The sequence below is a fragment of the Microbispora sp. H13382 genome, assembly GCF_014161445.1.
GTDB lineage: Bacteria > Actinomycetota > Actinomycetes > Streptosporangiales > Streptosporangiaceae > Microbispora.
The window spans coordinates 396,980-423,598 of the sequence record NZ_JABBXA010000004.1; the positions used below are offsets into that span (position 1 = coordinate 396,980).

A 26,619-nucleotide genomic window follows, 5' to 3' on the forward strand; every position below is an offset into this window, starting at 1 on the left:
CGGCCGAGCGGGAGGTCACGGCGCCGGCTGGACGGCGAGACGGTCGCCGAGCCGGGCCACGACCTCGCCCTCGGCGAGGTCGCGCGCCACCACGCAGGCCCGGGCGACGGTGCCGGCCCGGGAGGAGCCGTGCGCCACGACGACGGTGCCGGTGAGCCCGAGGAGGGCCGCGCCGCCGTGCGTCTCGGGGTCGTAGCGGGCCGCCACCCGGCGGAGGCCGGCCGGGCCGGCCACGCCCTCCGCCGCCGCGAGGGCGAGCGTGGCGCGCACGGTCCCCTCCACGTTCTTCAGCACGACGTTGCCGGTGAACCCGTCGGTGACGATCACGTCGACGACCCCGGTGAGCACGTCGCCGCCCTCCACGTTGCCGTGGAAACGCAGCGGCAGGCCGCGCAGCAGGGTCTCGGCCCGGCGGGTCAGCCGGTTCCCCTTGCCGGGCTCCGCGCCGATCGACAGCAGCCCGACGCGAGGGTCGGCCACGCCCAGCACGAGCTGCGCGTACGACGCCCCGAGCAGTGCGAACTGGGCGATCATCTCGGGCATCGGGTCCACGGTCGCGCCGGCGTCGACCAGCACGGTGACCCCGCCCGCCGTGGTCGGGAGCGCGACGGCCAGCGCGGGGCGCAGCACGGCGGGCGCGGTGCCGAGCCGGTCGGCCGCGCAGGCGACCACGGCCCCGGTGGACCCCGCCGACACGAATGCCGCGCCGGCTCCCTCCCGCAGGAGGTCGAAGCCGACGGACAGGCTGGAGCGGACCATGCGGACCGCGCCCGCGCCCCGCTCGGTCATCGGCACGACCTCGGCGGCGTGCACGACGTCGATCTCGCCCGCCGCCCCGAGCCGGGCCAGTTCCCCGCGTACGACCCCGGCCCGGCCGACGAGGACGACCGGCACGCCGTGCTCCCGCCACGCCTCGACCGCCCCCCGGACGATCTCCGCGGGCCCGTGGTCGCCGCCCATGGCGTCCACCACGACCGGGCGGGACATCACGCCACCTCCACCCGGCGTTCGGCGCGGGCGGCGGCACGCGCGGCGAACAGGTGCCGGGTGAAGATCGCGAGCCTGCGCCGCCGGGAGACCCTGGCCCGCCTCGCCAGCACGTCGTGCCCGGCCGCCCCGATCTCGTCCAGGATGCCGCCGTACAGCTCGTACGCCGCCCTGATGCAGGGCCGGGACGACGGCGCGAGCAGCGCGATCCCGTCGCGGGCCCGCCGGTAGTGGTCGCGGGCGCGGTCGCACTCGTAGGCCACCAGCTCCCGCACGGCCGGCGCGGCGTACGGCGCGGCCAGGTCGGCCTCCGTCACGCCGAACTTGTCGAGGTCGGCGAGCGGCAGGTAGACGCGACCCCGCGTCAGGTCCTCGCGCACGTCGCGGATGAAGTTGGTGAGCTGGAAGGCCAGCCCGAGCTGGCGGGCGGGCTCGCGGGCCCGCCCCTCCTCGCCCGGCAGGGCCTCCAGCACCGGCAGCATCATCGTCCCGATGACCGCCGCCGACCCTTCCATGTATCCCAGCAGGTCGTCGTAGGTCGCGTACCGGTCCACGGTGAGGTCGGCGCGCATGGACGCGAGGAACGCCCGCACGTCGGCCTGGTCGATCCCGAACGCCCGCACCGTGTGCGTGAACGCGGGGAGCACCGGATCGCGGACGTGCTCGCCGTCCAGCGCGGCGGCGAGCCGGGAGGACAGGCGCTCCAGCGCCGCGGCCCGGTCGCCGGTCACCGCGAACGAGTCCACGATCTCGTCGGCGTAGCGGGCGAAGCCGTACAACGCGTGGACGTGCGGCCGTTTCCACGCGGGCAGCAGGCGGGTGGCCAGGTAGTACGAGCGGCCGTAGCTCGCGTGCAGCCTGCGGCACCGCTCGTAGCCGGCCGTCAGCGTCGCGGCCGGCGTCTGTGGTGGCGCGCTCATGGGGTGCTCTCCAGGATGCGTTCGGCGGCCAGGCGGCCGGAGATCAGCACGGGCGGCACCCCGACGCCGGGCGCCGTGTACATGCCCGCGAAGTGGAGGCCGGGGACCCGCCGGGCCGCGCCGGACGGGCGGAACCACGCCGTCTGGGTGAAACGGGCGTCGAGCGCGAAGGGCGTGCCGGCCGAGTGGCCGCGCCGCCGCCACGCGGGGGGATCGAACACCAGCCGGGGCGTGCCGGACAGGTCGCCGTACCCGAGGCCGGCGAGCCGGCCCAGCATGCGGTCCACGAGGCGGGGGGTGAGCGCGGTCCAGTCGGCGCCGCCCCGCGTGTTGGGGGCGGGCTCCAGCACGCTGAGCACGGCGGGCCCCCCGCCGCCGGGCCCGTGGTCGCCGGGCCCGTGGTCGTCAGGGCCAGGACAGGTCACGAGCAGGCTCGGGTCCGGCTGCGGCCTGCCCGCCTCCAGCTCCGCGAACGTCGTCTCCCATTCACGCCCGAAGTGCAGGGTGTGGTGGGCCTGGCCGTCCGGGCGCCGGTCCAGCGCGAAGTGCGCGACCAGGCACGAGGGGGACAACCGGGGCCGGCGCAGCCGCCAGTCGGCCGCCTCCTCGGGCAGCAGGCCGTCGCCGTCCCGCCGCCCGTGGGCCCGGAGCAGGTCGCAGGCCACCACGGCGTGCCGGGCCGCCAGCCGCTCCCCGGTGTCGAGGCGGACGGCGACCACCCCCGCCCCGTCGGTCTCGATCCGCGTGGCCCGCACGCCGTAGCGGAAGACGGCCCCGGCCTTCTCGGCGGCGGCGGCCATGGCCCGCGGGACGGCGTGCATGCCGCCCTCACGGGGGAAGTAGACCCCGCCGACCGTGTCCATGTGGGCGATCACGGCGTACACGCCGAGGGCGCGGCGCGGCGACAGGCCGACGTACAGCGCCTGGAACGTGTGCGCCCTGATCAACCGCTCGTCGGTGAGGTGGCGCCGCACGAGCCCGTCCAGCCGGCGGAAGCCGCCGAGCGCGGCCAGCCGCACCAGCGCGTACGGCCGGGCCAGCGCGCGCAGCCGGGTCATGTCGCGGTCGATGAACGCGCTCCACTCGGCCTCGAACATCTCGCCCAGCAACTGCCGGAACCGCCGGTAGCGCACGGCCTCGGCGGGCCCGCACAGCGCCCGCACCCGCTCGGCCATGGCGTCGGCCCCCGCCACCACGTCCAGCCGCGACCCGTCGTGGAAGGTCAGCCGGTAGTACGGATCGAGCCGGCGCAGCGGCAGCCAGCGCTCCAGGTCCTGCCCGGCGGCGGCGAAGGTGTCGGCCAGCACCCCCGGCATGGTCAGCACCGAGGGCCCGATGTCGACCCGGTGGGAGCCCAGGGCCGCCGTGCCGCAGCAGCCGCCCGGCACGTCGGCGGCTTCCACGACCGTCACCTCGCGGCCCGCCCCGGCCAGGCGCATCGCGGCGGCCAGGCCGCCCAGCCCGGCGCCGACGACCACGACCGGCCCGCCCGCGGTCATCGGCGGGCTCCGCCGGTCGAGGGCCCCGCGGATTCGGACAGGGGAGCGGGGCCGGGTCGAGCGGGGTCGGGTTGAGCTCGGCAGGTGCGGGCGAGGAGGCCTGTGGGATCGGGGTGGGTGAGGCGGCGGGCGAGGTCGAGCAGGGCCGACCGGGCGTCCGCGGGCATGTCCGCCCCGGACAGCGCCCCGGCCGCGGCCTCCGTCAGGTCGCCGATGCGCCGCTCGACCGTCTCCAGCGCGCCGGTCGCGACGATCACCTCCCGGGCCGCCGCCACGAGGTCCGGCGGCGCCTCGCCAGGTTTCGGCAGCGCGTCCGGCCGCGCCTCGCCCGGCCTCGGCAGCGCGTCCAGCAGCGCCGCGCCCGGGCCGTCCGCCCGTTCGCGGGCCAGCGCCAGCAGGTAGGTCCGCTTGCCCTGCAGCAGGTCGGCCCCGGCGGGCTTGCCGGTCCGCGCCGGGTCGCCGAAGACGCCGAGGACGTCGTCGCGGAGCTGGAAGGCCTCGCCCAGCGGCAGCGCGTACGCGCTGAGGACCCGGCGCAACCCGGGCTCGCCCCCGGCGATGGCGTGACCGAGGTGCAGCGGCCGCTCAACCGTGTATTTGCCCGACTTGTACGTCGAGATCAGCAGGGCCTCCCGGCGCCCGCCCCCGCCCCGGGCGGCGCAGGTCAGGTCGAGGTACTGCCCGGCGGCCAGTTCGACGCGCAGCTGGGTGAGAACCTCCAGGGCATCGGCCAGCCTGCGGCGGTCGGCCAGCAGTGCGGAATCGGCCCAGGTGAAGGCCAGCATGCCGAGCAGGACGGCGGCCGACTCCCCGAACCGCCGCGACGACCCGGCCCAGCCGCCCTCCCGATGCCGCTCGGCGAGCGCCACGTGGGCGGTGACCCGGCCGCGCCGCAGCGGCGACTCGTCCATCACGTCGTCGAGGATCAGCGCGCACGCGTGGAGGAGCTCGATCGAGCAGCCGGCCGCCAGCACGGCGTCGAGGTCGTCGGGGGAGCCGCCGGAGGCCCGGTGGCCCCAGTAAACGAAAGCCGGCCGCAGCCGCCTGCCACCGCGCGCGACGAAGCCGGCGAGGTGGCGCCGCAACGTCTCCCGGTCCTCGGCCCCGAGGAAGGACAGCCGGTCCATCTCACGCCGGAGCAGCTCGTCCAGGGCCCGGTCGAAGAGGGTGCGGTCGAACGACAGGGTGCGGTCGAACAGGGCGCCGTCGGACGGGCCGGACAGGTGATGATCGGACGGCTCCCGCGTCTCGTCCCGAACGCCGCCGGTCTCGCGGGTCAACGTCACCATGCGCACTGCTCCTTCGATCGTTACGGTGATCGGCGGCGCCGTCAGTAGAGTTTTCGCGCCCGCCCGCTCCGGCGGTTGCATCCGTGCCGGGCTCCCCCGTCGAAACAAGGCCAGGGGGCGGCCGAAAGGGGCGGAGGCGGCCACGAGGACCGTGCGCGTGCGGCTCCCGGTGTGCCGTGCCCGGCCGTGGTCGTGCCCGGTGCTCGCGAGGCGCGCGCCGGCGGGCTGAGAGGCTGGTCGCAGGGACGCGTACGGGCGGCCGGAGCACGGCGAGTGGCCGGGACGACCGGCCGGACGGACACGGGGTGAGCGGGTGGCAGACGAGGACGCACCGGGGGCCGGCGAGAACGCGGCCGCCGAGGAGGAGCCGGGCTACGGCATCGGGGCCGTCTCCCGGCGGCTCGGCGTGCCCGCGTCCACGCTGCGCACCTGGAACCTCAGGTACGGCATCGGCCCGAGCAGGCGCAGCCCCGGCGGGCATCGCCGTTACGACGACGCGGACCTGCGCCGCCTGGAGGAGATGAACCGGCTGATCCGGGCCGGGATGCCGCCGGCCGACGCCGCCAGGCAGGCGCTGCGGCCGCGGTCCGCACCGGGAGAGCGGGCGGCGCCCCCGGCCGGGCCGGGCGCCGCCGCGCCCCCGGAGTCCCGTGCGGGGTCGTCCGCGCCCTCCGAGTCTCATGAGTCCCCGGAGCCGCGCGTGGCGCCCGCGCCCGCCGTACGGCAGGCCCCGGAACCCGGGCTGCTGTCGGCGGTGATGCTGGCCCGCGCGGTGACGGCGCTGGACGCCCCGACCGTGAGCGTGGGACTGGACACGGCGCTGACCACGCACGGCGTGGTGTGGACGTGGGAGCGGCTCGTGCTGCCGGTGTTCGCGGCCGTCAGCCGCAGGCAGCAGGACACGTGCGCCGGGATCGACGTCGAGCACCTGTTCTCCGAGCGGCTCCAGGTCGCGCTCGCGCGGTTCGCCGCCCGTGCGCCCGCGCCCGTGCATCCCCGTCCGGTCCTGCTGGCCGCCGCCGAGGAGGAGCAGCACGCGCTGCCGGTCCACGCCCTGGCCGCGGCGCTCGGCACGCTCGGGGTGGAGACCCGCGTGCTCGGGGCGCGCACGCCGTACCGGGCGCTGGCGGACGCGATGCGCCGCCTCGGTCCCGCGGCGGTGTTCGTGTGGTCGCAGATGCGGGAGACCGGCGATCCGGCGCCGCTGGCCGATCTGCCGCGGCTCCGCCCCGCCTGCCGCGTCGTGGCCGGCGGGCCCGGGTGGGGGGACCACCTGCCCGCGGAGGTCGTCCGGGTGACGACGTTTCGCGACGCCATCTCGGCGGTAATGACCACTCTGCGGTGAATTCGCGCTCTTTGGCACTTTTTGAAGCCAGAGTTCGGCCCCCCATGGTTGCCCTCTTCCGGCGCGGGCAGCTATGAATAGGTTTTGAATAAGTTTTGGGGTCAAGGGGGGCCGATGGAGGAGACGCTGGAGTTCCGCCTCGCCGCGGGAGACGCGGGCGCCCTGGGGGAGTGCTACCGCGCCCACTCGCCGGCCGTGCGCTCCTACCTGCGCAGACTCGTGCCGCCCCAGGACGTCGAGGACGTCCTGCAGGTCGTCTTCACCGAGGTGTGGCGCTTCCGGCACCGCTTCGACCCGGGTCGCAGCCTGTCGGCCTGGCTGTTCGGCATCGCGCGCAACCGCGCGGTGGACCACCTGCGGGCGCGCACGCCCACGACGGTGCCGCTGGAGGCGGTGCCCGACCCGGCGGGGCACGACGGCCGGCTGGACGGCGACGAGCTCGCCGACCGCGACCGCGTCCGGCGCGCGCTGGCCGCCCTGCCCCATGTGCAGCGCCAGGCGATCGAGCTGGCGTACTACGGGGACCTGACCCAGCGGGAGATCGCCGAGCACCTGCGCGTCCCGCTCGGCACGGTCAAGGCGCGTACGGCGCGCGGCCTGCACCGCCTGTCCACGCTGCTGCGGACGGCGGCCTGACCATGGAACCGGCGGAGGAGATCAGGCCCAGGGTGGCCGTGTCGAGCTGCCTGCTCGGCGCTCCCGTACGGTTCAACGGCGGCCACAGCCGTGACCGGTTCCTGACCGGCGATCTGTCGGAGTACGTGAACTGGGTGCCGGTCTGCCCCGAGATCGAGATCGGCCTCGGCGCCCCGCGTGAGACGCTCCGCCTGGAGCGCTCCGCGCAAGGGGCACGACTGATGACCCGACGGACGCGCGAGGACCTGACCGCCCCGATGACCGCCCTCGCCGCCGAGCGCGCGGCCGGTCTGGGCGACGTCGACGGGTACGTGTTCAAGTCGAGGAGCCCGAGCTGCGGGCTCCACGGGATCCCCGTGTACGCGGGAGAGAGCGGGCCGGCCGACCGGCGCGGCAGGGGGATCTTCGCCGCCGCGATCGCCGGCGCCCGGCCGGAGCTGGCGGTCGAGGACGAGGGCCGGCTGCACGACGCCGTGCTGCGCGAGGCGTTCGTCGAGCGGATCTTCGCCTCGGCCCGTCTGCGGGCCCTGCTGGCCGGCGACTGGCACCCCCGTGACCTGGTCGCCTTCCACGCCCGGCACAAGATGCAGATCCTCGCCCACGCGCCCGCGGCGTACCGGGAGATAGGGCGGCTCGTGGCGGCGGCGGGCGAGCGGCCCAGGGACGCGCTCGCGGGGGAGTACGCCCGGGCGTTCCGGACGGCCCTCGCCGCCCGGGCCACGGTCGGGCGCCACGTCAACGTCCTGCACCACTGCCTCGGCATGATCGGCCGGGAGCTCGACCCGGTCCGCCGGGCCGACCTGGCCGAGGTGATCGCGTCGTACCGGGCCCGCAGGGTCGCCCTGACGGTGCCGCTCGCCCTGCTCCGGCACCACGCGAGGGGGGCGGGGGTCGATTACGTCCGCGACCAGACCTACCTGTCCCCCTATCCCGACGCGCTGCGCCTGCGCAACCACGTCCCCGCATGAACGCGCCCCGCGGGGCAGGAGAGGACCCATGAGATCCACATCGACGAAGACGCTGCTGCGCACGGCCCTCGCCGTGACCGCCGCCGCCGCGGTCGGCGGCCTGTCCACCGACGCCCGCTCCGGCTGGTACCGCCGGCTGCGAAAGCCCTCATGGCAGCCGCCGCCGCAGGCGTTCGGCCTGGTCTGGACGCCGTTGTACGCGACGATCGCCTACGCGTCCGCCCGCGCGCTGTCGCGGGCCGGCGACGGCTCCCGGCCGGCCCTGCGGCGGGCGCTCGCCGTGAACCTGGCGCTCAACGCGGCCTGGCCGCCGCTGTTCTTCAAGGCGCGCAACCCCCGCCTCGCGCTCGCGGAGATCCTCGCCCTCGACGTGTCGAACGCGCTGTTGACCCGCCGCCTCCTGCGCGAGGACCGCACGGCCGGGCTCCTGCTGCTGCCGTACGCCGGGTGGACGGTCTTCGCCACCGCACTCAACGCCGCCATCGCCCGGCACAACCCGCAGGCGCGGCGCGACCCCGGCGCCCAAGGAGCCTGAGGAGCCTGAGGATCAGCCGACCGCGCGGCGGAACCGCTCGCCGAGCGGCGCGTCGGGGACGGTGGGCCCGCGCGGGTTCACACGGTGGCGACCCGCGAGGCGGGCGGCGCCTTCACCGTGATCCGGGCACCCCAGCGAGCGTAGTACGTGTCGGTCCACTCACCGCCGCCGGCCACGCCCTTGCGGCTGTCGCTCCTCCGCGACCACTGCGTGGTCAGCCGCACTACCCGGCCCTTGCCGTCCAGCCACAGGCTCCAGCCGATCTTCACCGGGCTCGACTTGCCGAAGGCCTCCCGGCACGCCGCCGACACCGTGCACAGGGCCTTCGCGGTGACGGTGCCGCTGTAGCGCGTGGCCGGGACGCCATTGACGCTCTGGTGCACCGCCCCGCCGCTCCGGGTGGCGTACACCGCGCGCAGCGTCGCGGGTTCGAAGACGTCGATCGCCTGGCCGGACGCTTGGTACGGCTCGAGACGGAGGTCCCGGCTGCGTACCCAGCTCTTGCCCGCGGGCAGGCTGTCCGACCAGAGCCCGCCCTGGGCGTAGGTTCTGCCGCCTACGATGAGGAACCTGAACGTCTTCCCGGACGTGGTCACCCGCTTGACGGACGCGGCCGCGAGCCTTCCCCTGCCGAAAGCGAGAACGCCGCTGTTCCGGAAGACCGTCGCGTCCGATCGGTCGTCGCCGATCCAGGATTTCGAGGTCTCGGTGAACGCCACTCCGCGTCCCTGGACCAGCGCCTTGCTCATGACGGCCGCAGGGCCGGGTGTTCCCGCGCTCGCCTGCGCCGTGGGGACGAGAACCGCGGTTCCCGCGACAGCGATGGCCAGGCAGACGCGGGTACATGACATTGAGGGGCCCCTTTCACGCAATGTCCAAAAATCTTGGTCTTCATCGCATGGTCGCGCAAGCGCTTTCCGGGCGCCTTCGGGACTGGGCGGGCGGCGGCACGACGCCCGGGCGAGCAGCGACGCCGGGTGGGGACCTCGGGGTGAACGGCTCTGGCGAACCCCCGTCAGGGGTCGTTCACTGGGCTGCGGTGTCGAGTTCGCGCGGAAGCTCGGACTCGTCGGCCCGGTGTTCGAAGGCCGCGAGGATCGTGGCGAGGATCTCGCGGAACTGCCGTACCTGACCGGGGGTGAGGGGGTCGAACAGCACCCGCCGGACCTCGTCGACGTGGCCCGGCGCCGCCTTCACGATCGCGGCGAAGCCCTCGTCCGTGAGCTCGGCGACGGTCGTGCGCCGGTCCTCCGGCCGCTTGAGCCGCCGCACCCAGCCCTTCTCCTCCAGCCGGGAGACGGCGTGGGACAGGCGGCTGACCGAATACTGGAGGATGGCGGACAGTTCCGTCATCGTCATGGTCCGCCCGGGAGACTCGGAGAGGACCACCAGGATCATGTAGTAGGCGTGCGGCATGCTCGAGTCGCGCTGCAACTGCCGTTCGAGAGCCTCCTGGAGGAGCTGGCTCGTCCGCAGGTATGCGCGCCAGGTGCGCTGCTCCTCCTCGTCGAGCCATCGGGTGCCGGGCATGGCGCCAAGACTACCGCCGTGAGCAGCTTGATCTTGGGGCGAAAGACCCTGGTTCGGCCGCCGCCGTTGGGAAAGTGTCATGGGCATGAACGCATACGGGAACATCGACGCCTACTGGCGGGCCGCGAATTATCTGTCCGTCGGCCAGATCTACCTGATGGACAACCCGCTGCTGACCGAGCCGCTCAGGCCCGAGCACGTCAAGCCGCGACTGCTCGGCCACTGGGGGACCACCCCCGGGCTCAACTTCTGCTTCGCCCACCTCAACCGGATCATCCGGGAGCGGGGCCAGGACATGATCTACATCGCCGGCCCCGGTCACGGCGGCCCGGCGGCGGTCGCCCACGCGTGGCTCGAAGGCACCTACACCGAGCGCTACCCCCACATCACGCGGGACGCCGAGGGCATGCGCCGGCTCTTCCGGCAGTTCTCCTTCCCGGGCGGCATCCCCAGCCACGTCGCCCCCGAGACTCCGGGCTCCATCCACGAGGGCGGCGAGCTCGGCTACGCCCTCTCCCACGCGTACGGCGCGGCCTTCGACAATCCCGGCCTGGTCGTGGCCTGCGTCGTCGGCGACGGCGAGGCCGAGACCGGCCCGCTCGCCACCGCATGGCACTCCAACAAGTTCCTCAACCGGGACACCGACGGGGTGGTCCTGCCGATCCTGCACCTGAACGGGTACAAGATCGCGAACCCGACCGTGCTGGCCAGGATCCCCGAGGAGGAGCTGGTCAAGCTCTTCGAGGGGTACGGCTACCGCCCGCACATCGTCTCCGGCCACGAACCGGCCGAGATGCACGAGCTGATGGCCGGCACCCTCGACACGGTCTTCGGCCAGATGGCCGACGGCGGCCCGCTGCCGATGATCATCCTGCGTACGCCGAAGGGCTGGACCGGGCCGCGCGAGGTCGACGGGCTCCCGGTCGAGGGCACCTGGCGCGCCCACCAGGTGCCGCTGACCGACGTACGGGACCGGCCGGACCGGCTGGAGTACCTGGAGGAGTGGATGCGCTCCTACCGCCCGGAGGAGCTGTTCGACGCCGACGGGCGGCCGGTCGAGACGATCACGGGGACCGTCCCTGACGGGCCGCTGCGGATGAGCGCCAGCCCGCACGCCAACGGCGGGGAACTGCTGCGCCCGCTCGTGCTGCCCGACTTCCGCGACTACGCGGTCGAGGTGAAGGCCCCGGCGACGGCCTCCAGCGAGCCGACCCGCGTCCTCGGGGCGTTCCTGCGCGACGTCATCGCGGCCAACCCTGCGAACTTCCGGCTGCTCGGCCCGGACGAGACCGCCTCCAACCGCCTGTCGGCCGTCTTCGAGGCGACCGGAAAGGAGTGGGAGGCCGCCCTGCTGCCGACCGACGAGAACCTCGGCCCCGGGGGCAGGGTCATGGAGGTGCTCAGCGAGCACCAGTGCCAGGGCTGGCTGGAGGGCTACCTGCTGACCGGCCGCCACGGGCTGTTCAACTGCTACGAGGCCTTCATCCACATCGTCGACGCGATGTTCAACCAGCACGCCAAATGGCTGGAGTCCTCCCGCAAGATTCCCTGGCGGCGGCCGGTCGCCTCGCTGAACTACCTGCTGTCGTCCCACGTGTGGCGCCAGGACCACAACGGCTTCAGCCACCAGGACCCCGGCTTCCTCGACGTCGTCGTCAACAAGAAGGCCGAGGTCGTGCGCGTCTACCTGCCGCCGGACGCCAACACCCTGCTGTCGGTCGCCGACCACTGCCTGCGCTCGCGCGACTACGTCAACGTCGTCGTGGCGGGCAAGCAGCCCGTGCTCGACCTGATGAGCATGGACGAGGCGGTCGTCCACTGCACCCGCGGCCTGGGCATCCTCGACTGGGCCTCCACCGACGAGGGCGCCGACCCCGACGTCGTGCTCGCCTGCGCCGGCGACGTGCCCACGCTGGAGACCCTGGCCGCCGCCGCGCTGCTCCGCGAGCACCTGCCCGAGCTGCGGATCCGGGTGATCAACGTGGTCGACCTCATGCGGCTGCAGCCGGCCTCCGAGCACCCGCACGGCCTGCCCGACGTCGAGTTCGACGCGCTGTTCACCACGGACAAGCCGATCATCTTCAACTTCCACGGCTACCCGTGGCTGATCCACCGGCTCACCTACCGGCGTACGGGGCACGACAACCTGCACGTGCGCGGTTACAAGGAGGAGGGCACCACGACCACGCCGTTCGACATGGCGATGCTCAACGACATCGACCGCTTCCACCTGGTGATGGACGTGATCGACCGGGTGCCCGGCCTGGGCAGCCGCGCCGCCCACCTGCGCCAGCGCATGGCCGACGCCCGGCTGCGCGCCCGCGCCCACACCCGCGAGTTCGGCGAGGACCCCGCCGAGATCCGCGACTGGACGTGGCCCTTCTGAGTCCCCGGGCCCGGTTAATCCCGGCACCTCTCGCTCCGGGGCGGGGACCCGGGCGCGGCGCATCTCCGCCATTCGGGGGCGGCGGCACCGGTAGCATCGGAGGCGACCGGAGCCGCCGCCTCGCGTGCGCGCGGCCACCGAGATCCACGCATCGAACCTGTCCTAAGGAGCCACCGTGTCCGCCGCCCTTGAGATACGCATCACCCTCGCCGGAGCCGAGCGCGTGGTGGCGGCGGGTACGACGGCCGGGGAGGCGCTCGGCGCCGACGGCAGGTCGGTGATCGCCGCCCGGATCAACGGGGAGCCGCGCGACCTGGCCGCCGAGGTCGCCGAGGGCGACGTGGTCGAGCCGGTCGAGATCGACAGCCCCGACGGCCGGGCGATCCTGCGCCACTCCACCGCGCACGTCATGGCCCAGGCCGTCCAGGAGATCTTCCCCGAGGCGAAGCTCGGCATCGGCCCGCCGGTCGAGAACGGCTTCTACTACGACTTCGACGTCCGCGAGCCGTTCACCCCCGACGACCTCAAGCGCATCGAGAAGCGCATGCGCGAGATCGTCAAGCAGGGGCAGAGCTTCCGGCGCCGCCCGGTCGGCGACGACGAGGCCCGGGCCGAGCTGGCGGCCGAGCCGTACAAGCTGGAGCTCATCGGGCTCAAGGGCGGCGCGGCCGAGGCGGCCGACGGCGCGAACGTCGAGGTCGGCGGCGGCCAGCTCACCATCTACGACAACCTCGACCCCAAGTCGGGCGAGCTGTGCTGGAAGGACCTGTGCCGGGGGCCGCACCTGCCGACCACCCGGGTCATCCCGGCCTTCAAGCTCATGCGGTCGGGCGGCGCCTACTGGCGGGGCAGCGAGAAGAACCCGCAGCTGCAGCGCATCTACGGCACCGCTTGGGAGTCCCGCGAGAAGCAGGACGAGTACCTCAAGTTCCTGGAGGAGGCCGAGAAGCGCGACCATCGCAAGCTCGGCGCCGAGCTCGACCTGTTCTCCTTCCCGGACGAGCTGGGCTCCGGCCTGCCGGTGTTCCACCCGAAGGGCGGCGTGATCCGCCGGGTGATGGAGGACTACTCCCGCCGCAGGCACGAGGAGGCGGGCTACTCCTTCGTCAACACCCCGCACATCACGAAGGACAACCTCTACAAGATCTCCGGCCACCTCGACTGGTACGCCGACGGCATGTTCCCGCCCATGGAGCTGGAGGGCGCGCGCTACTACCTCAAGCCGATGAACTGCCCGATGCACAACCTGATCTTCAGGGCGCGCGGGCGGTCCTACCGTGAGCTGCCGCTGCGGCTGTTCGAGTTCGGCACGGTCTACCGCTACGAGAAGTCGGGCGTGGTGCACGGCCTGACCCGCGTACGCGGCCTGACCCAGGACGACGCGCACATCTACTGCACCCGCGAGCAGATGCGCGACGAGCTCACCTCGCTGCTGCGGTTCGTGCTCGACCTGCTGCGCGACTACGGCCTGGAGGACTTCTACCTGGAGCTTTCCACCAAGGATCCGGAGAAGTTCGTCGGCAGCGACGAGACCTGGGAGGAGGCCACCCAGACCCTGCGGGAGGTGGCCGAGTCGGAGAAGCTGGAGCTGGTCCTCGACCCGGGCGGCGCGGCCTTCTACGGGCCCAAGATCTCGGTGCAGGCCCGGGACGCGATCGGCCGGTCCTGGCAGATGTCGACCATCCAGCTCGACTTCAACCTGCCCGAGCGCTTCGGCCTAGAGTACCAGGCTGCCGACGGCACCCGGCAGCGGCCGGTCATGATCCACCGGGCGCTGTTCGGATCGATCGAGCGCTTCTTCGGCGTGCTGGTCGAGCACTACGCGGGCGCCTTCCCCGCGTGGCTCGCCCCGGTGCAGGTCGTCGGCATCCCGATCGCCGACGCCCACGCGCCCTACCTGCAGGACGTCGCCAAGCGGCTGCGTGAGCAGGGCATCAGGATCGAGGTCGACGAGAGCGACGACCGTATGCAGAAGAAGATCCGCAACGCCCAGAAGGCCAAGGTGCCGTACATGCTGCTGGCGGGCGACGACGACATCGCCGCCGGTGCGGTGTCCTTCCGCTACCGCAACGGCGAGCAGAAGAACGGCGTGCCGATCGACCAGGCGATCGACGAGATCGTCGACGCCGTCCGCCGCCGCATCCAGGTCTGACGGGCGGAAGACAGCGGATCGGGCGTCCCCTCCGGGGCGCCCGATCTCGCATGACCGGCCCAGTGCCGTCTCAGGAGGCCGGCGCCGCCTCGGCGGGGGAGCCCTGACCGGGGAGGCGGACGTCGTCCACGGTCACGTTGACCTCGACCACGCGCATGCCGAGCATGCGGCCCACCGACCGGGCGACGTTGACCTTGACCTCGGTGGCGACGTCCATGACCACATGGCCGTACACGATGACGATGGTCACGTCGACGGAGACCTGCTCATCCTGGATCTTCGCCTGCACGCCCTGCGTCGCCCGCTTGGCCCCCACGCCGATGAGGTCGCGTACGTTCTCGAAGGCGCGCTCGAGGTCGCCGCCCAGGTCGGCGACGCCGGGGATCTCCAGTGCGGCCAGGGCGGCGACCTTCTCCACCACCTCGTCGGCGACCTTGATGCGGCCCTTGAGGACGTCCGCGGTCGGGGCGTCGGGCCGGGGTGTCACCGCGAGCGGTTCTGCGTCGATCTGCTCTTCCATCCGCTCCTCGGCGGCGGCGGCCTCGCTCATGTGACGGCTCCATAGGGTGGGGGCGTCCGGCAGGTGCATTCTGCCCGACGATCAGACGGGCCGTCCGCCGCCCGCGCATATCGGCACACCGACCGGACCAAGGCCCCGAGCTCCTCGCCGCTCCCGGTCAACCCGGCGGGCGGGGAGAGATCCCCGGGGTCATATGCTGCTGCCGTGCCGTTGCTGTGCCGTCGTGCGGGCGGAAGCGGCGGCGGCCTGGCACAGGGGACGAACCGGAGGGAAGCGCGACCGTGGATTCAGAGCCGATCGAGCAGGCCGGCGCCGGGGTTCCCGACAGCTTCCAGCGCCTGTGGACCCCGCACCGGATGGCCTACATCAAGGGCGAGAACAAGCCCAGCGGGTCCGGGGTGGACGACGGCTGCCCGTTCTGCGAGATCCCCAAGCTGCCCGACGAGGACGGGCTGATCGTGGCGCGGGGGTCGGCCGTGTTCGCCGTGCTCAACCTCTACCCGTACAACTCCGGGCACCTGATGGTCTGCCCCTACCGCCACGTGTCGGACTACGCCGACCTCGACGGACCGGAGACGGCCGAGCTGGCCGAGTTCACCAAGCGCGCGACGCAGGCGCTGCGCAAGGCGAGCGGGGCGCAGGGCTTCAACGTCGGCATGAACCTGGGCGGCGTGGCGGGCGCGGGCATCGCCGCCCACCTCCACCAGCACGTCGTGCCCCGGTGGGGCGGCGACACCAACTTCATGCCGGTGGTCGGGCGCACCAAGGTGCTGCCGCAGCTGCTGCGCGACACGCGCGACCTGCTCGCCGACGCCTGGCCCGCCTCCTCCTGAGCGCCTCCTCCTGACCGGGCCGTACGCCGCGCGAAGACCGGCCGGCGCCGCGGCGGCGCGAACCCGGGGCGGCGACCGTCAGGCCGCCGGGGCCGGCTCGCCGTGCTGCAGGGCGCGGATGCCCGCGCTGAGGACGAGCGGCACGGCCAGGGCGAGGGCCATGGACAGCACCGCGGCCCCCGAGTCGTTGACGAGCATGCCGACCAGCCCGCTGACGAGCGCGCCGAGCAGGCCCGCCCTGAGCATGGGCGCCCGTTCGAACGCGATCGGCAGGACCCCGGCGCTCGCCGCTCCCGGCCGCAGCAGCGCGAAGACGAGGAACGCGAAGGCGGCGATCACCACGGGCATCAGGTTGGGGCTGAGCAGCGTGGACAGCATCGCCCCGAGCTTGCGGGAGATCACCGGCAGGAACGTGCCGTCGGCCACCTGCCCCACGAACCGGCCGAGGTGGGTCTGGCTGGCCGGGGGACGCAGGTAGTCGAGGTAGGCGATGGCCATCACCAGCACGCCGCCCGCGACGCAGAAGGCGCCCAGCTTCACGATCGACACCCGCCTGCCCGCCACGATCAGCGCGGTGACCGCGATGCCCGGCACGAAGGCGATGACGCCGCCGAAGTCGCTGCCCACGCCCGGCCAGCCGTCGAGCAGCATCGCGAAGGCCCCGAGCGTGGCGACCAGTGCCACCGCGACACCCTTGCGGCCGGCCCTGACCAGCCGGTCGGCGGCGGCCGTGGTGACGAGCAGCACGGCCGTGGCGAGCAACGCGAAGGGGATGTTCCCCAGGCCGTAGTAGCGGGCGCCGACCACGCCCGTGTAGCCCATCAGGCTGTTGAGCTGCAGGGGGGTGCCGGTCAGCAGGTCGCCGAGCAGCACGGCCGAGGTCACCGCGGCGATCACGGTCAGCGGTCCGAGCACGCCGCGCCGCCACGGGCCCGCGAGGGCCGCCACGGTGAGCGCCGCCGCGATCACCGCGATGGACGCGAAGAGCGTCAGCGCGGGCTGTGCCGCACGGGCCCACGGCGTGAGGTTGACGAGGTAGGTCGAGACGGGGATCGCGGCGAGCGCCACGGCGGCGGCCCGTACGGCGGGCAGCCCGTCGCGGCGGCGCAGCAGCACGAACGCGATGACGTAGAAGAGCACCTGGAGCACGGCGAGCGTGGTGAAGAAGACGCCGGTCATGTCGCGGATCGTCTGCCCGGCCACGTCGGCGGTGCGCAGGGCCGCGACACGCTCGTCCAGTGTTCCGCCGGCCGCGTGGGTCTCGACCGGCACGCCGACGACGTTCGCGGGAGCGGCCACCCCGGCCCTCGCCAGGATCGTGGCGGTGAGATCAGGAAGGATGATCATGTCGTCCCGGTGCGTGGAGCGGGCGCCGAGTGTGCCCGCCATCCCACCGCCATGGAGCATCGCGGCCCTGAGGTGGGGGACCGAACCATGGTCGGAGAGCCCGGCGACCAGCACCGTCGCCGATCCGAGCCGCGGCAGGAACGACCCGAGCCTCGTGTCGGCCGCCCGCGCCGCGGCCCGCCGCGCGCCGGCGGCCAGGAGTTCGGGCGCGTCGGTGAGCCGGTCGCCGGAGATGTAGGGCGCGACGAGGTCGGGGATCTCCACGGCGACCACGTCGCCACCGGACCACTGGGTGACCTCGGCCGGTGAGGAGGCGTAGACGTCCACCCGGCCCTCGCGGTCGGCCAGCGCGAGCGCGGCTCCCGGGCCGACGGCCATCGTCGTCCGCCCGGCCGCGTGCAGGGCCTGCCCGAGCGTGCCCGCGTCGCGCTGCCCCCGCGCCTCCCACAGCCAGGAGAACTCGGGGATCGCCGCCCCCGCGCCGTCCGCCTCGGGAGCGGGCGCCATGCCGCACCCGCCGCCCACCGCCGACCGCACCCCGGCCGAGACCGTGAGCCAGGCGTCGTACGGGCAGGTGTCCTTGCGCACGGCCCGCACGGACAGCGAGCCGAGGGCCGAGTCGCCGGCGAGCCGCCAGAGGTTCGGCGTGTCGTCCGGGGTGACGTCGCTCCACATCAGCCCGGGAATCCCGACGAGCACCACCCGCTCCCCGGCCGCCGTCCCGCTCGCACCCGGCCCGGCCGTGACTCCCGCGGACGCCGCCGGGGCGAGGGCCACGACCGACACGCCGAACACGACGGCGACGAGCGCGCGCTTCACCCACGTGCCTCTCACCGGTGACCCCCAGCCCCGCACATGATCTTGGGAAAACTCGCGACCACGCTACCGGACCCGTCGGCGCCCCCGCAGCCGCACAAGCAACGGATGAGGCTGGAGGACATGCGGAATCTGGGACCGGAGAGCGGGGAGTGACCGGGGTCAGCCCGCCCGGGTCGCCGGGCTCTCGTTGCCGAGGCGGTCGACGGTGGTGACGTAGTAGGTGCCGGAGGCGCCGGCGGCGTACGACGGGGCGCCGGAGGCCGGCACGACCGCCACCAGGTTGCGCGCGTCCGCCGTCGCGCAGGAGGCGTCCTTGTCCGCCACCCGGTAGATCCCGTACGCCTGCGCGCCCGGCTGGGCCTGCCAGGTCAGCGTCCCGCCGGAGGCCTTCACCACGCGCGGGGCGACGGGCGGCGTGGCGCTCGCCCTGAGCACCGGCGGCAGCGCCGGGCGGGCGTAGTGGCTCTTCACGATCCGGTCGAGCACGCCGAGCGGGTTCTTCACCAGCTGCGCCGCGCTGAAGTAGACGTCGCCCGAGATCTCGGGATGCTTGCGGTTCAGCGTGAGATGGGCGGGCAGCTCGCCCGCCTTGGTCCAGGCGGGGGTGTCGGCGGCCCCCACCCGGTAGAGGGCCTGCCCGATGTAGAGGTCGACGGCGGTGCCCTTCACCGCGTCGGCCCACCACCTGGCGAGCACGGAGTAGTCGGCCGCGGCGAACCCGCGGGGCCAGTAGAGCTGGGGCATCACGTAGTCGACCGAGCCCGCCTTGATCCACGCCCTGGCGTCCGCGTAGATCGAGTCGTAGGCCGACATGCCCTTGGTGGCCGAGCCCGCCGGGTCCTCGGTCTTGTTGCGCCAGATGCCGAACGGGCTGATCCCGAAGACGGTGTGCGGCTTCGCCGAGTGGACCGCCTGCGAGACCTCGGCGACGAGCTGGTTCACGTTGTGCCGCCGCCAGTCGGCCAGCGTCAGGCCCTTGCCGTACTTCTTGTACGCGGCCTGGTCGGCGAACCGCGTGCCCTGCCCGGGGTAGGGGTAGAAGTAGTCGTCGAAGTGGACGCCGTCCACGTCGTAGCGCTTCACGACGTCGGTCACGACCTTGGTGACCCAGCCGCGCACCTGCGGCAGGCCGGGGTTGTAGTAGAGCTTGCCCTCGTGCTTGACGGTCCAGTCGGGATGGAGCCGCGCCGGGTGCCCGGCGGGCAGCCTCGAGGAGGCGGAGTCGGCCGCCCGGTAGGGGTTGAACCACGCGTGGAACTGCAGGCCACGCTTGTGGGCCTCGTCGACCAGGAACGGCAGCGGGTCCCAGCCCGGGTCCTGGCCCGCCGTGCCGGTGAGCCACTGGGACCACGGCTCCAGCGACGAGCGGTAGATGGCGTCCGAGGCGGGCCGGACCTGGAAGAACACCGCGTTCAGGCGTCGTTTCACGGCGTTGTCGAGGATTTTCACGTATTCGGCCTTCTGCCGCTCGGGCGGCAGCCCCGGCTTCGACGGCCAGTCGAGATTGTGCACGGTGGCCACCCAGACGCCGCGTAGCTGGCGCTTGGGATATTTCTCGTTGACGGCGCAGGTGTCGGCCGCCGTGAGCGTCTCCGCCCTGACCTGCTGCCGCTGCGCCTTCGGGGCCACCGTACGGCCGGCCTTCTCGGCGCCGACCTTCTCGGCCTGGGCGCCGGGGCCGAACGTGTAGGCGGCTCCGACCGCGACCGCGGCGATGACGGTGGTCGCGATCAACGGACGGATGACCTGTCCCCGCTCGGTCACGTGGCTACCCCTCCGATTTGCCAGTAAGTCCGGCCATAAGTCTTACACCGGCAAAAGAATGGTTTAGCCAGAAAAACGAAATGAACTTGTGATGCGCATGTGACGCCAGGCACCTATCGGGACTCCCCGTACGGCGCGAATACGAAACCCGGCCCCCGGAAAAGGGCCGGGTGAGCTGCGCGGACATGGCGGGGCCCCGGCGGCGGGAGGCGGGCCGCCGGGGTCCCCGGTGGGGCTGCTACTCGCCCGCCGCGGCCACCTTGCCGGCCAGGTGCGCGGGCAGGGGCTCGTACCGCAGGAAGGAACGGGTGAACGTGCCCGCCCCGTGGGACAGCGAGCGCAGGTCGATCGCGTACCGTGTGATCTCCAGCTGTGGCACCTCGGCGCGCACCAGCGTGCGGCCGGTGCCGACCGGTTCGGTGCCGAGCACCCTGCCCCGGCGGGAGGACAGGTCGGACATCACGGCCCCGACGTAGTCGTCCGCCACGAGGACCGACACCTCGTCCACCGGTTCGAGCAGGTGCGTCGCCACCTTGGACGCGGCGTCCTTGAGCGCGAGCTGACCGGCGATCTGGAAGGCCATGTCGGACGAGTCGACCGAGTGGGCCTTGCCGTCGTAGAGCGTGACGCGGACGTCGACCATCGGATAGCCGGCGACGACCCCGCGTTCCATCTGCGCCCGCACGCCCTTCTCCACGGACGGGATGAACTGCCTCGGGACCACCCCGCCCACGATCTTGTCGACGAACTCGAACCCGCCGCCCGACGGCAGCGGCTCGACCTCGATGTGGCAGATCGCGTACTGCCCGTGGCCGCCGGTCTGCTTGACGTTGCGCCCCATGCCCTGCGCCTTGCCGGCGAACGTCTCCCGCAGCGGCACCCGCAGGTCGATCTTCTCGACCTCGACCCCGTGCCGCTTGGCCAGGCGGTCGAGCAGGACGTCGGCGTGCGCCTCGCCCATGCACCACAGCACGAGCTGACGGGTCTCGGCGTTGTTCTCCAGCCGCAGGGTCGGGTCCTCCGCGACCAGACGGCTCAGGGCCTGGCTGAGCTTGTCCTCGTCGGCTTTCGACCTGGCACTGATCGCCACCGGCAGGAGCGGTTCCGGCATGGTCCACGCCTCGACCAGCAGCGGGTCGTCCTTGTCGGAGAGCGTGTCGCCCGTCTCGGTCCGCGACAGCTTGGCGACCGCGCAGATGTCCCCGGCGACGCACTTGCCCACGGTCCGCTGGACCTTGCCCAGCGGCGACGACAGCGTGCCCACCCGCTCGTCGACGTCGTGGTCCTCGTGCCCCCGTTCCGCCAGGCCGTGGCCGGAGACGTGCACCGTCATGTCCGGCCGCAGGGTGCCGGAGAAGACCCGGACCAGGCTGATCCGCCCAACGTACGGGTCGCTCGTGGTCTTCACGACCTCGGCCACGAGCGGGCCGTCCGGATCGGCGGTGATCTCCCTGCACGGCTTGCCGTCGATCCCGGTGATCTTCGGCAGCGGGTGCTCCAGGGGCGACGGGAAGCCCTGGGTGACGATCTCCAGGAGCTCCAGCATGCCGACGCCGGGAGCCGTGGCGAGGACCGGGTAGAAGCCGGCCCGCGCGACCGCCTTCTCCAGGTCGTCGATCAGCACCTTGGTGTCGATCGTCTCGCCGGAGAGGTAGCGGTCCATGAGGGTCTCGTCCTCGCTCTCCTGGATGATCCCCTCGATGAGGTCGCCGCGGTACTGCTCGATGACCGCGAGCTGGTCGGCGTCAGGCTCCCGCTCGGCCCGGCGGCCGCCGCCGTAGTCGAACAGCCGCTGTGAGAGCAGCCCGAGCAGCCCGGTGCCGTTCACCGGCAGATAGAGCGGCGCGACGCCGTCGCCGAACGCGTCCTGGCAGGTGGCGAGGACCTCGTCGAAGTTGGCGCGCTGATGGTCGATCTTGGTGATGACCACGGCGCGGGGCATCCCGACGAGCGCGCACTCCTCCCAGAGCATGCGGGTGAGCCCGTCCACGCCGTCGGCCGCCGAGACGACGAACAGCGCCGCGTCGGCCGCGCGCAGCCCGGCCCGCAGGTCGCCGACGAAGTCGGCGTACCCGGGGGTGTCCAGGAAGTTGATTTTGATGCCGTTGTAGACGACGGGGGCGACCGACAGGTTCACCGAGCGCTGCTGGCGCACCTCCACCTCGTCGAAGTCGCTGACCGTGGTGCCGTCCTCGACCCGGCCGGGCCGCTGGATGGTGCCCGTCTCCCCGAGCAGCGCCTCGATCAGCGTGGTCTTCCCGGCCCCGGAATGGCCGACCAGCACGACATTGCGCACCATGTCCGGCCGATCGGCCGCGGGTGCCCTGCCCGCGGCCCCTGTTGTCGCGCCGGTTGATCTTTCGGCCACATCGCCTCCCGAATCTCGGAGCGGTCGGGATGGGCGCGTGGCACGCACCCCGCGCCGGCCGCTCGTGCCGTCGCTGTCCGCGCCCGGGGGCCCGCCCTTCTCCGGGACCGCACGAAGATCTCCGAGACACCTCCGGGCGGCCCTGCGGGCGCGTGCTCTTCACCCTTTACCCATGTGGCGCATATCACAAGACTTTTCGGCCAATGTGCTTGCGAGGTGCGGCAGCCCTGGATGGCCTACGATCGAACGGCGATGTTGAACATCCTGCGCCCCGCCGTCACCCGAGTCATGACCCCCCTGGGGCGAGCCCTCGCCCGATGGGGGATCTCGCCCGATGTGATCACGACGATCGGCACGCTCGGAGTGGTGGCCTCGGCCCTCGCCTTCTACCCGCCCGGGCATCTGTTCGCGGGAACGCTCGTCATCACGTTCTTCGTGCTCGCCGACCTCCTGGACGGCGTGCTGGCCCGCATGACGGGCAAGGGGAGCACGTGGGGCGCCTTCCTCGACTCCACGCTCGACCGTCTCGGCGACGCCTCGATCTTCTCGGGGCTGATCCTCTACTTCGTCCTCAAGGACGAGCCCGAGATCGTCCTCGCGGCAGTCGCGCTTTTCTGCCTCGTCGCGGGAGCATTGGTCTCCTACGCCAAGGCCAGGGCCGAGGGTCTCGGCATGACCGCGAACGTCGGCATCGCCGAACGGGGGGAGCGTCTCGTGGTCGTGCTCGTCGCGGCCGGACTGTCCGGCCTCGGCGTGCCTTACGTCCTGGCGGCCGGGCTCTGGCTGCTCGCCGCCGCCAGCGCCGTCACGGTGGTCCAGCGGATGGTGCACGTGTACAGACAGGCGGTGGTCAGATGAAGGGCACGGCCGGCCCACCCCAGGGGCGGTCCGGAAGACCCGGTGCGGCGCCGGACGACCCGTCCCCCGCACGGCCGGGGCGCCCCGGCGCGGCGCCGCTCGCCGACCGGCTGGTCGCGGCGGCGTACACCGTCGGCTGGGCCGTGGTCCGCCACGTGCCGGGACGGCTGGCCGCCTGGTTCTTCCAGGTCCTGGCCGACTGGCTGTGGCGCAGGCGGGGCAGGTCCGTACGCCGCCTGGAGGCCAACCTGGCCCGCGTCGTCGGCGGCGACTCCGCGGATCCCGCCGTACGCGACCTGAGCCGGGCCGGCATGCGCTCCTACTTCCGGTACTGGATGGAGTCGTTCCGCTTCACCGCCTACACCCGCGAGCGCATCCTCGACGGCACCCGGGTCACCGGGGGCGAGCACATCTTCGACAACATCGCCAGGGGCAGGGGAGTGGTGGTCGCGCTGCCCCACATGGGCAACTACGACCTCGCCGGGGCCTGGCTGGTGCACACGGGCCACCCCTTCACCACCGTCGCCGAGCGGCTGAAGCCGGAGTCGCTGTTCGAGCGCTTCGTGACCTACCGCGAGCGGCTCGGCATGGAGGTGCTGCCGCTGACGGCCAAGGGCGGCGGCAGCGCGATGGCGTTCGGCACGCTCGCCAAGCGGCTGCGCGAGGGCAGGCCGGTGTGCCTGCCCGCCGAGCGCGACCTGACCGCCTCCGGCGTCGAGGTCGACTTCTTCGGCGCCAGGACGCGCATGGTCGCCGGGCCCGCGCTGCTGGCGGTCCAGACGGGCGCCGCGCTGCTGCCCGCCGTGCTGTGGTTCGAGGACGACGGCTGGGGCATCCGGATCCACGAGGAGATCCCCGTGCCGTCCGAGGGGACGCGGCAGGAGAAGGTCGGGGTGATGACCCAGGCCATGGCGGCGGTGTTCGAGAAGGGCATCGCCGAGCACCCGGAGGACTGGCACATGCTCCAGCGCCTGTGGCTCGACGACCTGGAGCCCCGGGCCGGGGCCGGGTCGTGAACATCGGCATCGTCTGCCCGTACACCTGGGAGGTTCCCGGGGGCGTGCAGGCGCACATCAGGGACCTCGCCGAGGCGCTCATCGACGACGGGCACAAGGTGTCGGTCATCGCCCCCGCCGCCGACGACGCCGAGCTGCCGCCGTACGTGACCCCGGCGGGCCGCGCCGTGCCCGTGCCGTACAACGGGTCGGTCGCCCGCCTGGCGTTCGGCTTCCTGTCGGCGAACCGGGTGCGCAAGTGGATCAGGGAGGGCGGGTTCGACGTGCTGCACGTGCACGAGCCCGCGGTGCCCTCCCTCGGCGTGCTGGCCTGCTGGGTCGCCCGCGGGCCGATCGTGGCGACGTTCCACGCCTCCTACGAGAGGTCGCGGGCGATGTCCGTGGCGGCGCCGATGCTGCAGAGCGCGCTGGAGAAGATCACGGGCAGGATCGCGGTCTCCGACGCCGCCCGTAAGACGCTGGTGGAGCACCTCGGCGGTGACGCGGTGCTGATCCCGAACGGCGTCACGGTGCGCAGGTACGCCGAGGGCGAGCCGCTGCCGGGCTGGGGTCCGGACGGCGGCGTGATCGGCTTCCTCGGGCGGATGGACGAGCCGCGCAAGGGCCTGGCCGTGCTGCTGGAGGCGTTCGCGCTGCTCGCGCCCGAACGGCCGCGGCTGCGGCTGCTGATCGCCGGTCCCGGCGACCCCGACGACGTGCTCGACCGGGTGCCCAAGCCGTACCGGGACAGGGTCGGGCTGCTCGGCATGGTCAGCGAGGCCGACAAGGTGCGCGCCTACCACTCCGTGGACGTCTTCTGCGCGCCCAACCTGGGCGGCGAGAGCTTCGGCATCGTGCTCACCGAGGCCATGTCGGCGGGGGCGCCGATCCTCGCCAGCGACATCCCCGCCTTCCGGCGCGTGCTGGGCGACGGCCAGGCCGGGGCGTTGTTCACGACCGGGGACCCCGCCGCCCTGGCCGGGGAGGCCGCCCGGCTGCTCGACGACCCCGGACGCCGCGCCAAGCTCTCCGACGAGGCCCGCCAGGCCGTGTGGAAGTACGACTGGTCGACGGTCGCGCGGGAGGTCGTGCGCGTCTACGAGACCGTCACCCACGCCAGCGCGGGAGTCGTGGAGGACGCGCTGCCGTGACCACCACTGTCATCCTCGTGGCGGCCGTGGTCGTCGTGCTGTTCGCCGTCTACGTCTCCTGGCGGGCCGGGCGGCTCGACCGCCTCCACATCCGCCTGGAGACCGCGCAGGCCGCGCTCGACGCCGCGCTGCTGCGCCGCGCCGCGGTCTGCCTGGAGCTCGCCGGCTCGCGCATCCTCGACCCCGCCACCTCGCTGGTGCTCGCCGCGGCCGCCCACGAGGCCCGTACGGCGGGGCCGGACGAGCGCGAGCACGCCGAGAGCGACCTGTCGAGGACGCTGCGGGCGGTGGTCGACCAGGAACGGTTCAGGGAGAAGCTGGCCGAGCATCCCGCGGGGACGGCGCTGCTGGAGGAGCTGGACACGGCGGTGGCCAAGGTCGTCTACTCGCGCCGGTTCTACAACAACGCCGCCGGCGTCACCCGTACGGCACAACGGCGCTGGCTGGCCCGCACGCTGCGCCTGGCCGGGCACACCGACCCGCCCCGGTTCTTCGACATCGACGACGAACCGCCCGAATCCCTCGCTACTGGATAGTCACTTTTTGTCGGGTATTTCGGGCTGATCCCGGTAAGCTCATGCCGTTTCATAGCCATGCTGGTCAACGGGTCCGCATGGGCCAGGTCCGTCGTGCCTGGTGTCGGGGGCTTTCCACCGGGAGGAGCGGTACGGTGCGGGCAGGGATCGGCTTCACGCTGGCCATGGCGGTCATCCTGACCGGAACCGCGTGTTCCGGCGACGACAAGCCGGCCGCCCAGTCCCAGGGAGCGAGCCCGCTGGCGTCCCCGTCGCCGACGCCGCCTCCCGAGCACCCGTTCACCGGCCGCCCGGTCGCCTCCCGCAGGCCCGTCCTCGCCGTGAAGATCGAGAACACCCACGCGGGCAAGCCGCAGATGGGCGTGCGCAGCGCCGACATCGTCTACGTCGAGCAGGTCGAGGGCGGGCTCACCCGGCTCATGGCGATCTTCTCCTCGAAGCTGCCCGCGCAGGTGGGACCGGTCCGCAGCGCCCGCATCTCCGACCTGCACATCCTCCCGATGTTCGGCAAGCCCGCCCTGGCCTACTCCGGGGTGCAGACGAAGATGATCCCCTTCGTCCAGAAGGCCTCGCTGTTCGACGTGTCCGACAGCCGCGTTCCCGGCGCGTACACCCGCGCCCAGGGCCGCGTCGCGCCGTACAACCTGGTCGGCAGCCCCAGGCAGCTGCTCGCCAAGGCGCCGCAGGCGAGCAAGGCGAAGGACATCGGATTCGTCTTCTCCGACGAGCCGCCCGCCGGGGGCACGCCGCAGAAGAGCGTCAGCGTGCGCTATCCGGCGGCGCGCTTCACGTTCACCTGGTCGGCGGCGCAGAAGCGCTGGCTGGTCACCCAGGACGGCGAGAAGGACATGGCCGCCGAGGGCGGCCAGCAGGGCGCCCCCACGATCGTCATCCAGTGGGTGAAGACCGAACGCTCGGAGTTCCACGACTTCACCGGTAGCTACACCCCGCTCGTGCACACGGTGGGCAAGGGCACCGGCGTCGTGCTCAGGGACGGCCAGGCCTACCGGGTGAAGTGGTCGCGCGCCTCGGAGAAGGAGGGCACCGCCTACACCATGGCCGACGGCACGCCCATGCCGTTCGCCCGCGGCCAGGTCTGGGTGGTGCTCGCCTCGCGCAAGCCCGTCGCGCCGTGATGGACAAAAGACATGATCGACTCTGCCATGTGGGAGCGTCGGGTG

22 protein-coding genes are annotated in these 26,619 nt (G+C 73.0%); 12 read left to right on the top strand and 10 right to left on the bottom strand.

The genetic code is table 11. The annotated features are described in order from the left end of the window. Positions 1–15: 15 nt before the first annotated feature. Genes plsX through HHX41_RS11580 form a run of 4 tightly spaced genes read right to left on the bottom strand, consistent with a single transcriptional unit; the run spans position 16 to position 4,695 of the window. Positions 16–987, bottom strand: a complete 972-nt coding sequence (gene plsX, locus HHX41_RS11565) for a phosphate acyltransferase PlsX (RefSeq protein ID WP_182905937.1) — start codon at positions 985–987, stop codon at positions 16–18. Next, a complete protein-coding gene (locus HHX41_RS11570; protein WP_169983152.1) occupies positions 987–1,907 on the bottom strand; it encodes a phytoene/squalene synthase family protein in 921 nt (306 codons plus the stop codon). The genes plsX and HHX41_RS11570 overlap by 1 nt, the downstream gene beginning before the upstream one ends. Continuing rightward, positions 1,904–3,406: an NAD(P)/FAD-dependent oxidoreductase gene (locus HHX41_RS11575; protein WP_182905938.1), complete on the bottom strand. Its 1,503-nt coding sequence runs from the start codon at positions 3,404–3,406 to the stop codon at positions 1,904–1,906. Before HHX41_RS11575 ends, HHX41_RS11570 begins: the two co-directional genes overlap by 4 nt. Continuing rightward, entirely contained in the window at positions 3,403–4,695 is a 1,293-nt protein-coding gene (locus HHX41_RS11580) for a polyprenyl synthetase family protein (RefSeq protein WP_182905939.1), read from the bottom strand. The genes HHX41_RS11575 and HHX41_RS11580 overlap by 4 nt, the downstream gene beginning before the upstream one ends. A 313-nt stretch (positions 4,696–5,008) precedes the next feature. Here HHX41_RS11580 and HHX41_RS11585 point away from each other — a divergent pair, with 313 nt between their 5' ends. The 4 genes from HHX41_RS11585 to HHX41_RS11600 all read left to right on the top strand — a co-directional run bounded on the left by HHX41_RS11585 (position 5,009) and on the right by HHX41_RS11600 (position 8,179). After that, positions 5,009–6,040 (top strand): MerR family transcriptional regulator, encoded by a 1,032-nt coding sequence (locus HHX41_RS11585; protein ID WP_182905940.1) that lies wholly within the window; start codon positions 5,009–5,011, stop codon positions 6,038–6,040. Positions 6,041–6,154: 114 nt separating this feature from the next. Further along, positions 6,155–6,676, top strand: coding sequence for an RNA polymerase sigma factor (locus HHX41_RS11590; protein ID WP_169983148.1), 522 nt, complete (start codon positions 6,155–6,157; stop codon positions 6,674–6,676). 2 nt (positions 6,677–6,678) lie between these two features. Then, entirely contained in the window at positions 6,679–7,644 is a 966-nt protein-coding gene (locus HHX41_RS11595) for a DUF523 and DUF1722 domain-containing protein (protein WP_182905941.1), read from the top strand. A gap of 28 nt (positions 7,645–7,672) precedes the next feature. Continuing rightward, positions 7,673–8,179 carry a TspO/MBR family protein gene (locus tag HHX41_RS11600; RefSeq protein WP_182905942.1) on the top strand — a complete coding sequence of 169 codons (507 nt, stop codon included), beginning with the start codon at positions 7,673–7,675 and terminating at the stop codon, positions 8,177–8,179. Positions 8,180–8,256: 77 nt separating this feature from the next. Here the strand turns inward: HHX41_RS11600 and HHX41_RS11605 are convergent, their stop codons facing one another. Continuing rightward, a complete protein-coding gene (locus tag HHX41_RS11605) occupies positions 8,257–9,030 on the bottom strand; it encodes a hypothetical protein (RefSeq protein WP_182905943.1) in 774 nt (257 codons plus the stop codon). Between the two features lie 175 nt (positions 9,031–9,205). Next, positions 9,206–9,709, bottom strand: coding sequence for a MarR family winged helix-turn-helix transcriptional regulator (locus HHX41_RS11610; protein ID WP_169983144.1), 504 nt, complete (start codon positions 9,707–9,709; stop codon positions 9,206–9,208). A gap of 85 nt (positions 9,710–9,794) precedes the next feature. Between HHX41_RS11610 and HHX41_RS11615 the strand changes: the two genes are divergently transcribed. Together HHX41_RS11615 and thrS are read left to right on the top strand one after the other, a co-directional pair. Next, positions 9,795–12,095 (top strand): phosphoketolase, encoded by a 2,301-nt coding sequence (locus HHX41_RS11615; RefSeq protein ID WP_182905944.1) that lies wholly within the window; start codon positions 9,795–9,797, stop codon positions 12,093–12,095. 175 nt (positions 12,096–12,270) lie between these two features. Next, the gene (thrS, locus tag HHX41_RS11620) at positions 12,271–14,247 is read left to right on the top strand and encodes a threonine--tRNA ligase (protein WP_169983142.1); all 1,977 of its coding nucleotides are present in this window, start codon (positions 12,271–12,273) and stop codon (positions 14,245–14,247) included. Positions 14,248–14,317: 70 nt separating this feature from the next. Here thrS and HHX41_RS11625 read toward each other — a convergent pair whose 3' ends face one another. Beyond that, positions 14,318–14,797 carry an Asp23/Gls24 family envelope stress response protein gene (locus HHX41_RS11625; RefSeq protein ID WP_182905945.1) on the bottom strand — a complete coding sequence of 160 codons (480 nt, stop codon included), beginning with the start codon at positions 14,795–14,797 and terminating at the stop codon, positions 14,318–14,320. A gap of 251 nt (positions 14,798–15,048) precedes the next feature. Between HHX41_RS11625 and HHX41_RS11630 the strand changes: the two genes are divergently transcribed. Further along, entirely contained in the window at positions 15,049–15,600 is a 552-nt protein-coding gene (locus HHX41_RS11630) for an HIT domain-containing protein (RefSeq protein WP_169983140.1), read from the top strand. Between the two features lie 78 nt (positions 15,601–15,678). Here HHX41_RS11630 and HHX41_RS11635 read toward each other — a convergent pair whose 3' ends face one another. From HHX41_RS11635 to HHX41_RS11645, 3 genes are all read right to left on the bottom strand, one after another. Further along, on the bottom strand, positions 15,679–17,766 hold the full coding sequence (locus HHX41_RS11635) for a hypothetical protein (RefSeq protein ID WP_182905946.1): 2,088 nt from the start codon (positions 17,764–17,766) through the stop codon (positions 15,679–15,681). 159 nt (positions 17,767–17,925) lie between these two features. Beyond that, positions 17,926–19,530 (bottom strand): family 10 glycosylhydrolase, encoded by a 1,605-nt coding sequence (locus HHX41_RS11640; protein WP_182905947.1) that lies wholly within the window; start codon positions 19,528–19,530, stop codon positions 17,926–17,928. A 238-nt stretch (positions 19,531–19,768) separates the two neighbouring features. Continuing rightward, positions 19,769–21,898, bottom strand: a complete 2,130-nt coding sequence (locus tag HHX41_RS11645; RefSeq protein WP_182905948.1) for an elongation factor G-like protein EF-G2 — start codon at positions 21,896–21,898, stop codon at positions 19,769–19,771. Between the two features lie 252 nt (positions 21,899–22,150). Between HHX41_RS11645 and pgsA the strand changes: the two genes are divergently transcribed. The 5 genes from pgsA to HHX41_RS11670 all read left to right on the top strand — a co-directional run bounded on the left by pgsA (position 22,151) and on the right by HHX41_RS11670 (position 26,574). Further along, the gene (gene pgsA, locus HHX41_RS11650) at positions 22,151–22,756 is read left to right on the top strand and encodes a phosphatidylinositol phosphate synthase (protein ID WP_169983136.1); all 606 of its coding nucleotides are present in this window, start codon (positions 22,151–22,153) and stop codon (positions 22,754–22,756) included. Beyond that, entirely contained in the window at positions 22,753–23,772 is a 1,020-nt protein-coding gene (locus HHX41_RS11655; RefSeq protein ID WP_182905949.1) for a phosphatidylinositol mannoside acyltransferase, read from the top strand. Before pgsA ends, HHX41_RS11655 begins: the two co-directional genes overlap by 4 nt. Next, positions 23,769–24,902, top strand: a complete 1,134-nt coding sequence (locus HHX41_RS11660; RefSeq protein WP_169983134.1) for a glycosyltransferase family 4 protein — start codon at positions 23,769–23,771, stop codon at positions 24,900–24,902. Before HHX41_RS11655 ends, HHX41_RS11660 begins: the two co-directional genes overlap by 4 nt. Continuing rightward, positions 24,899–25,438, top strand: a complete 540-nt coding sequence (locus HHX41_RS11665) for a hypothetical protein (protein ID WP_169950012.1) — start codon at positions 24,899–24,901, stop codon at positions 25,436–25,438. Before HHX41_RS11660 ends, HHX41_RS11665 begins: the two co-directional genes overlap by 4 nt. A 134-nt stretch (positions 25,439–25,572) precedes the next feature. Then, entirely contained in the window at positions 25,573–26,574 is a 1,002-nt protein-coding gene (locus HHX41_RS11670) for a DUF3048 domain-containing protein (RefSeq protein WP_310741931.1), read from the top strand. The last annotated feature ends 45 nt before the right edge of the window (positions 26,575–26,619 follow it).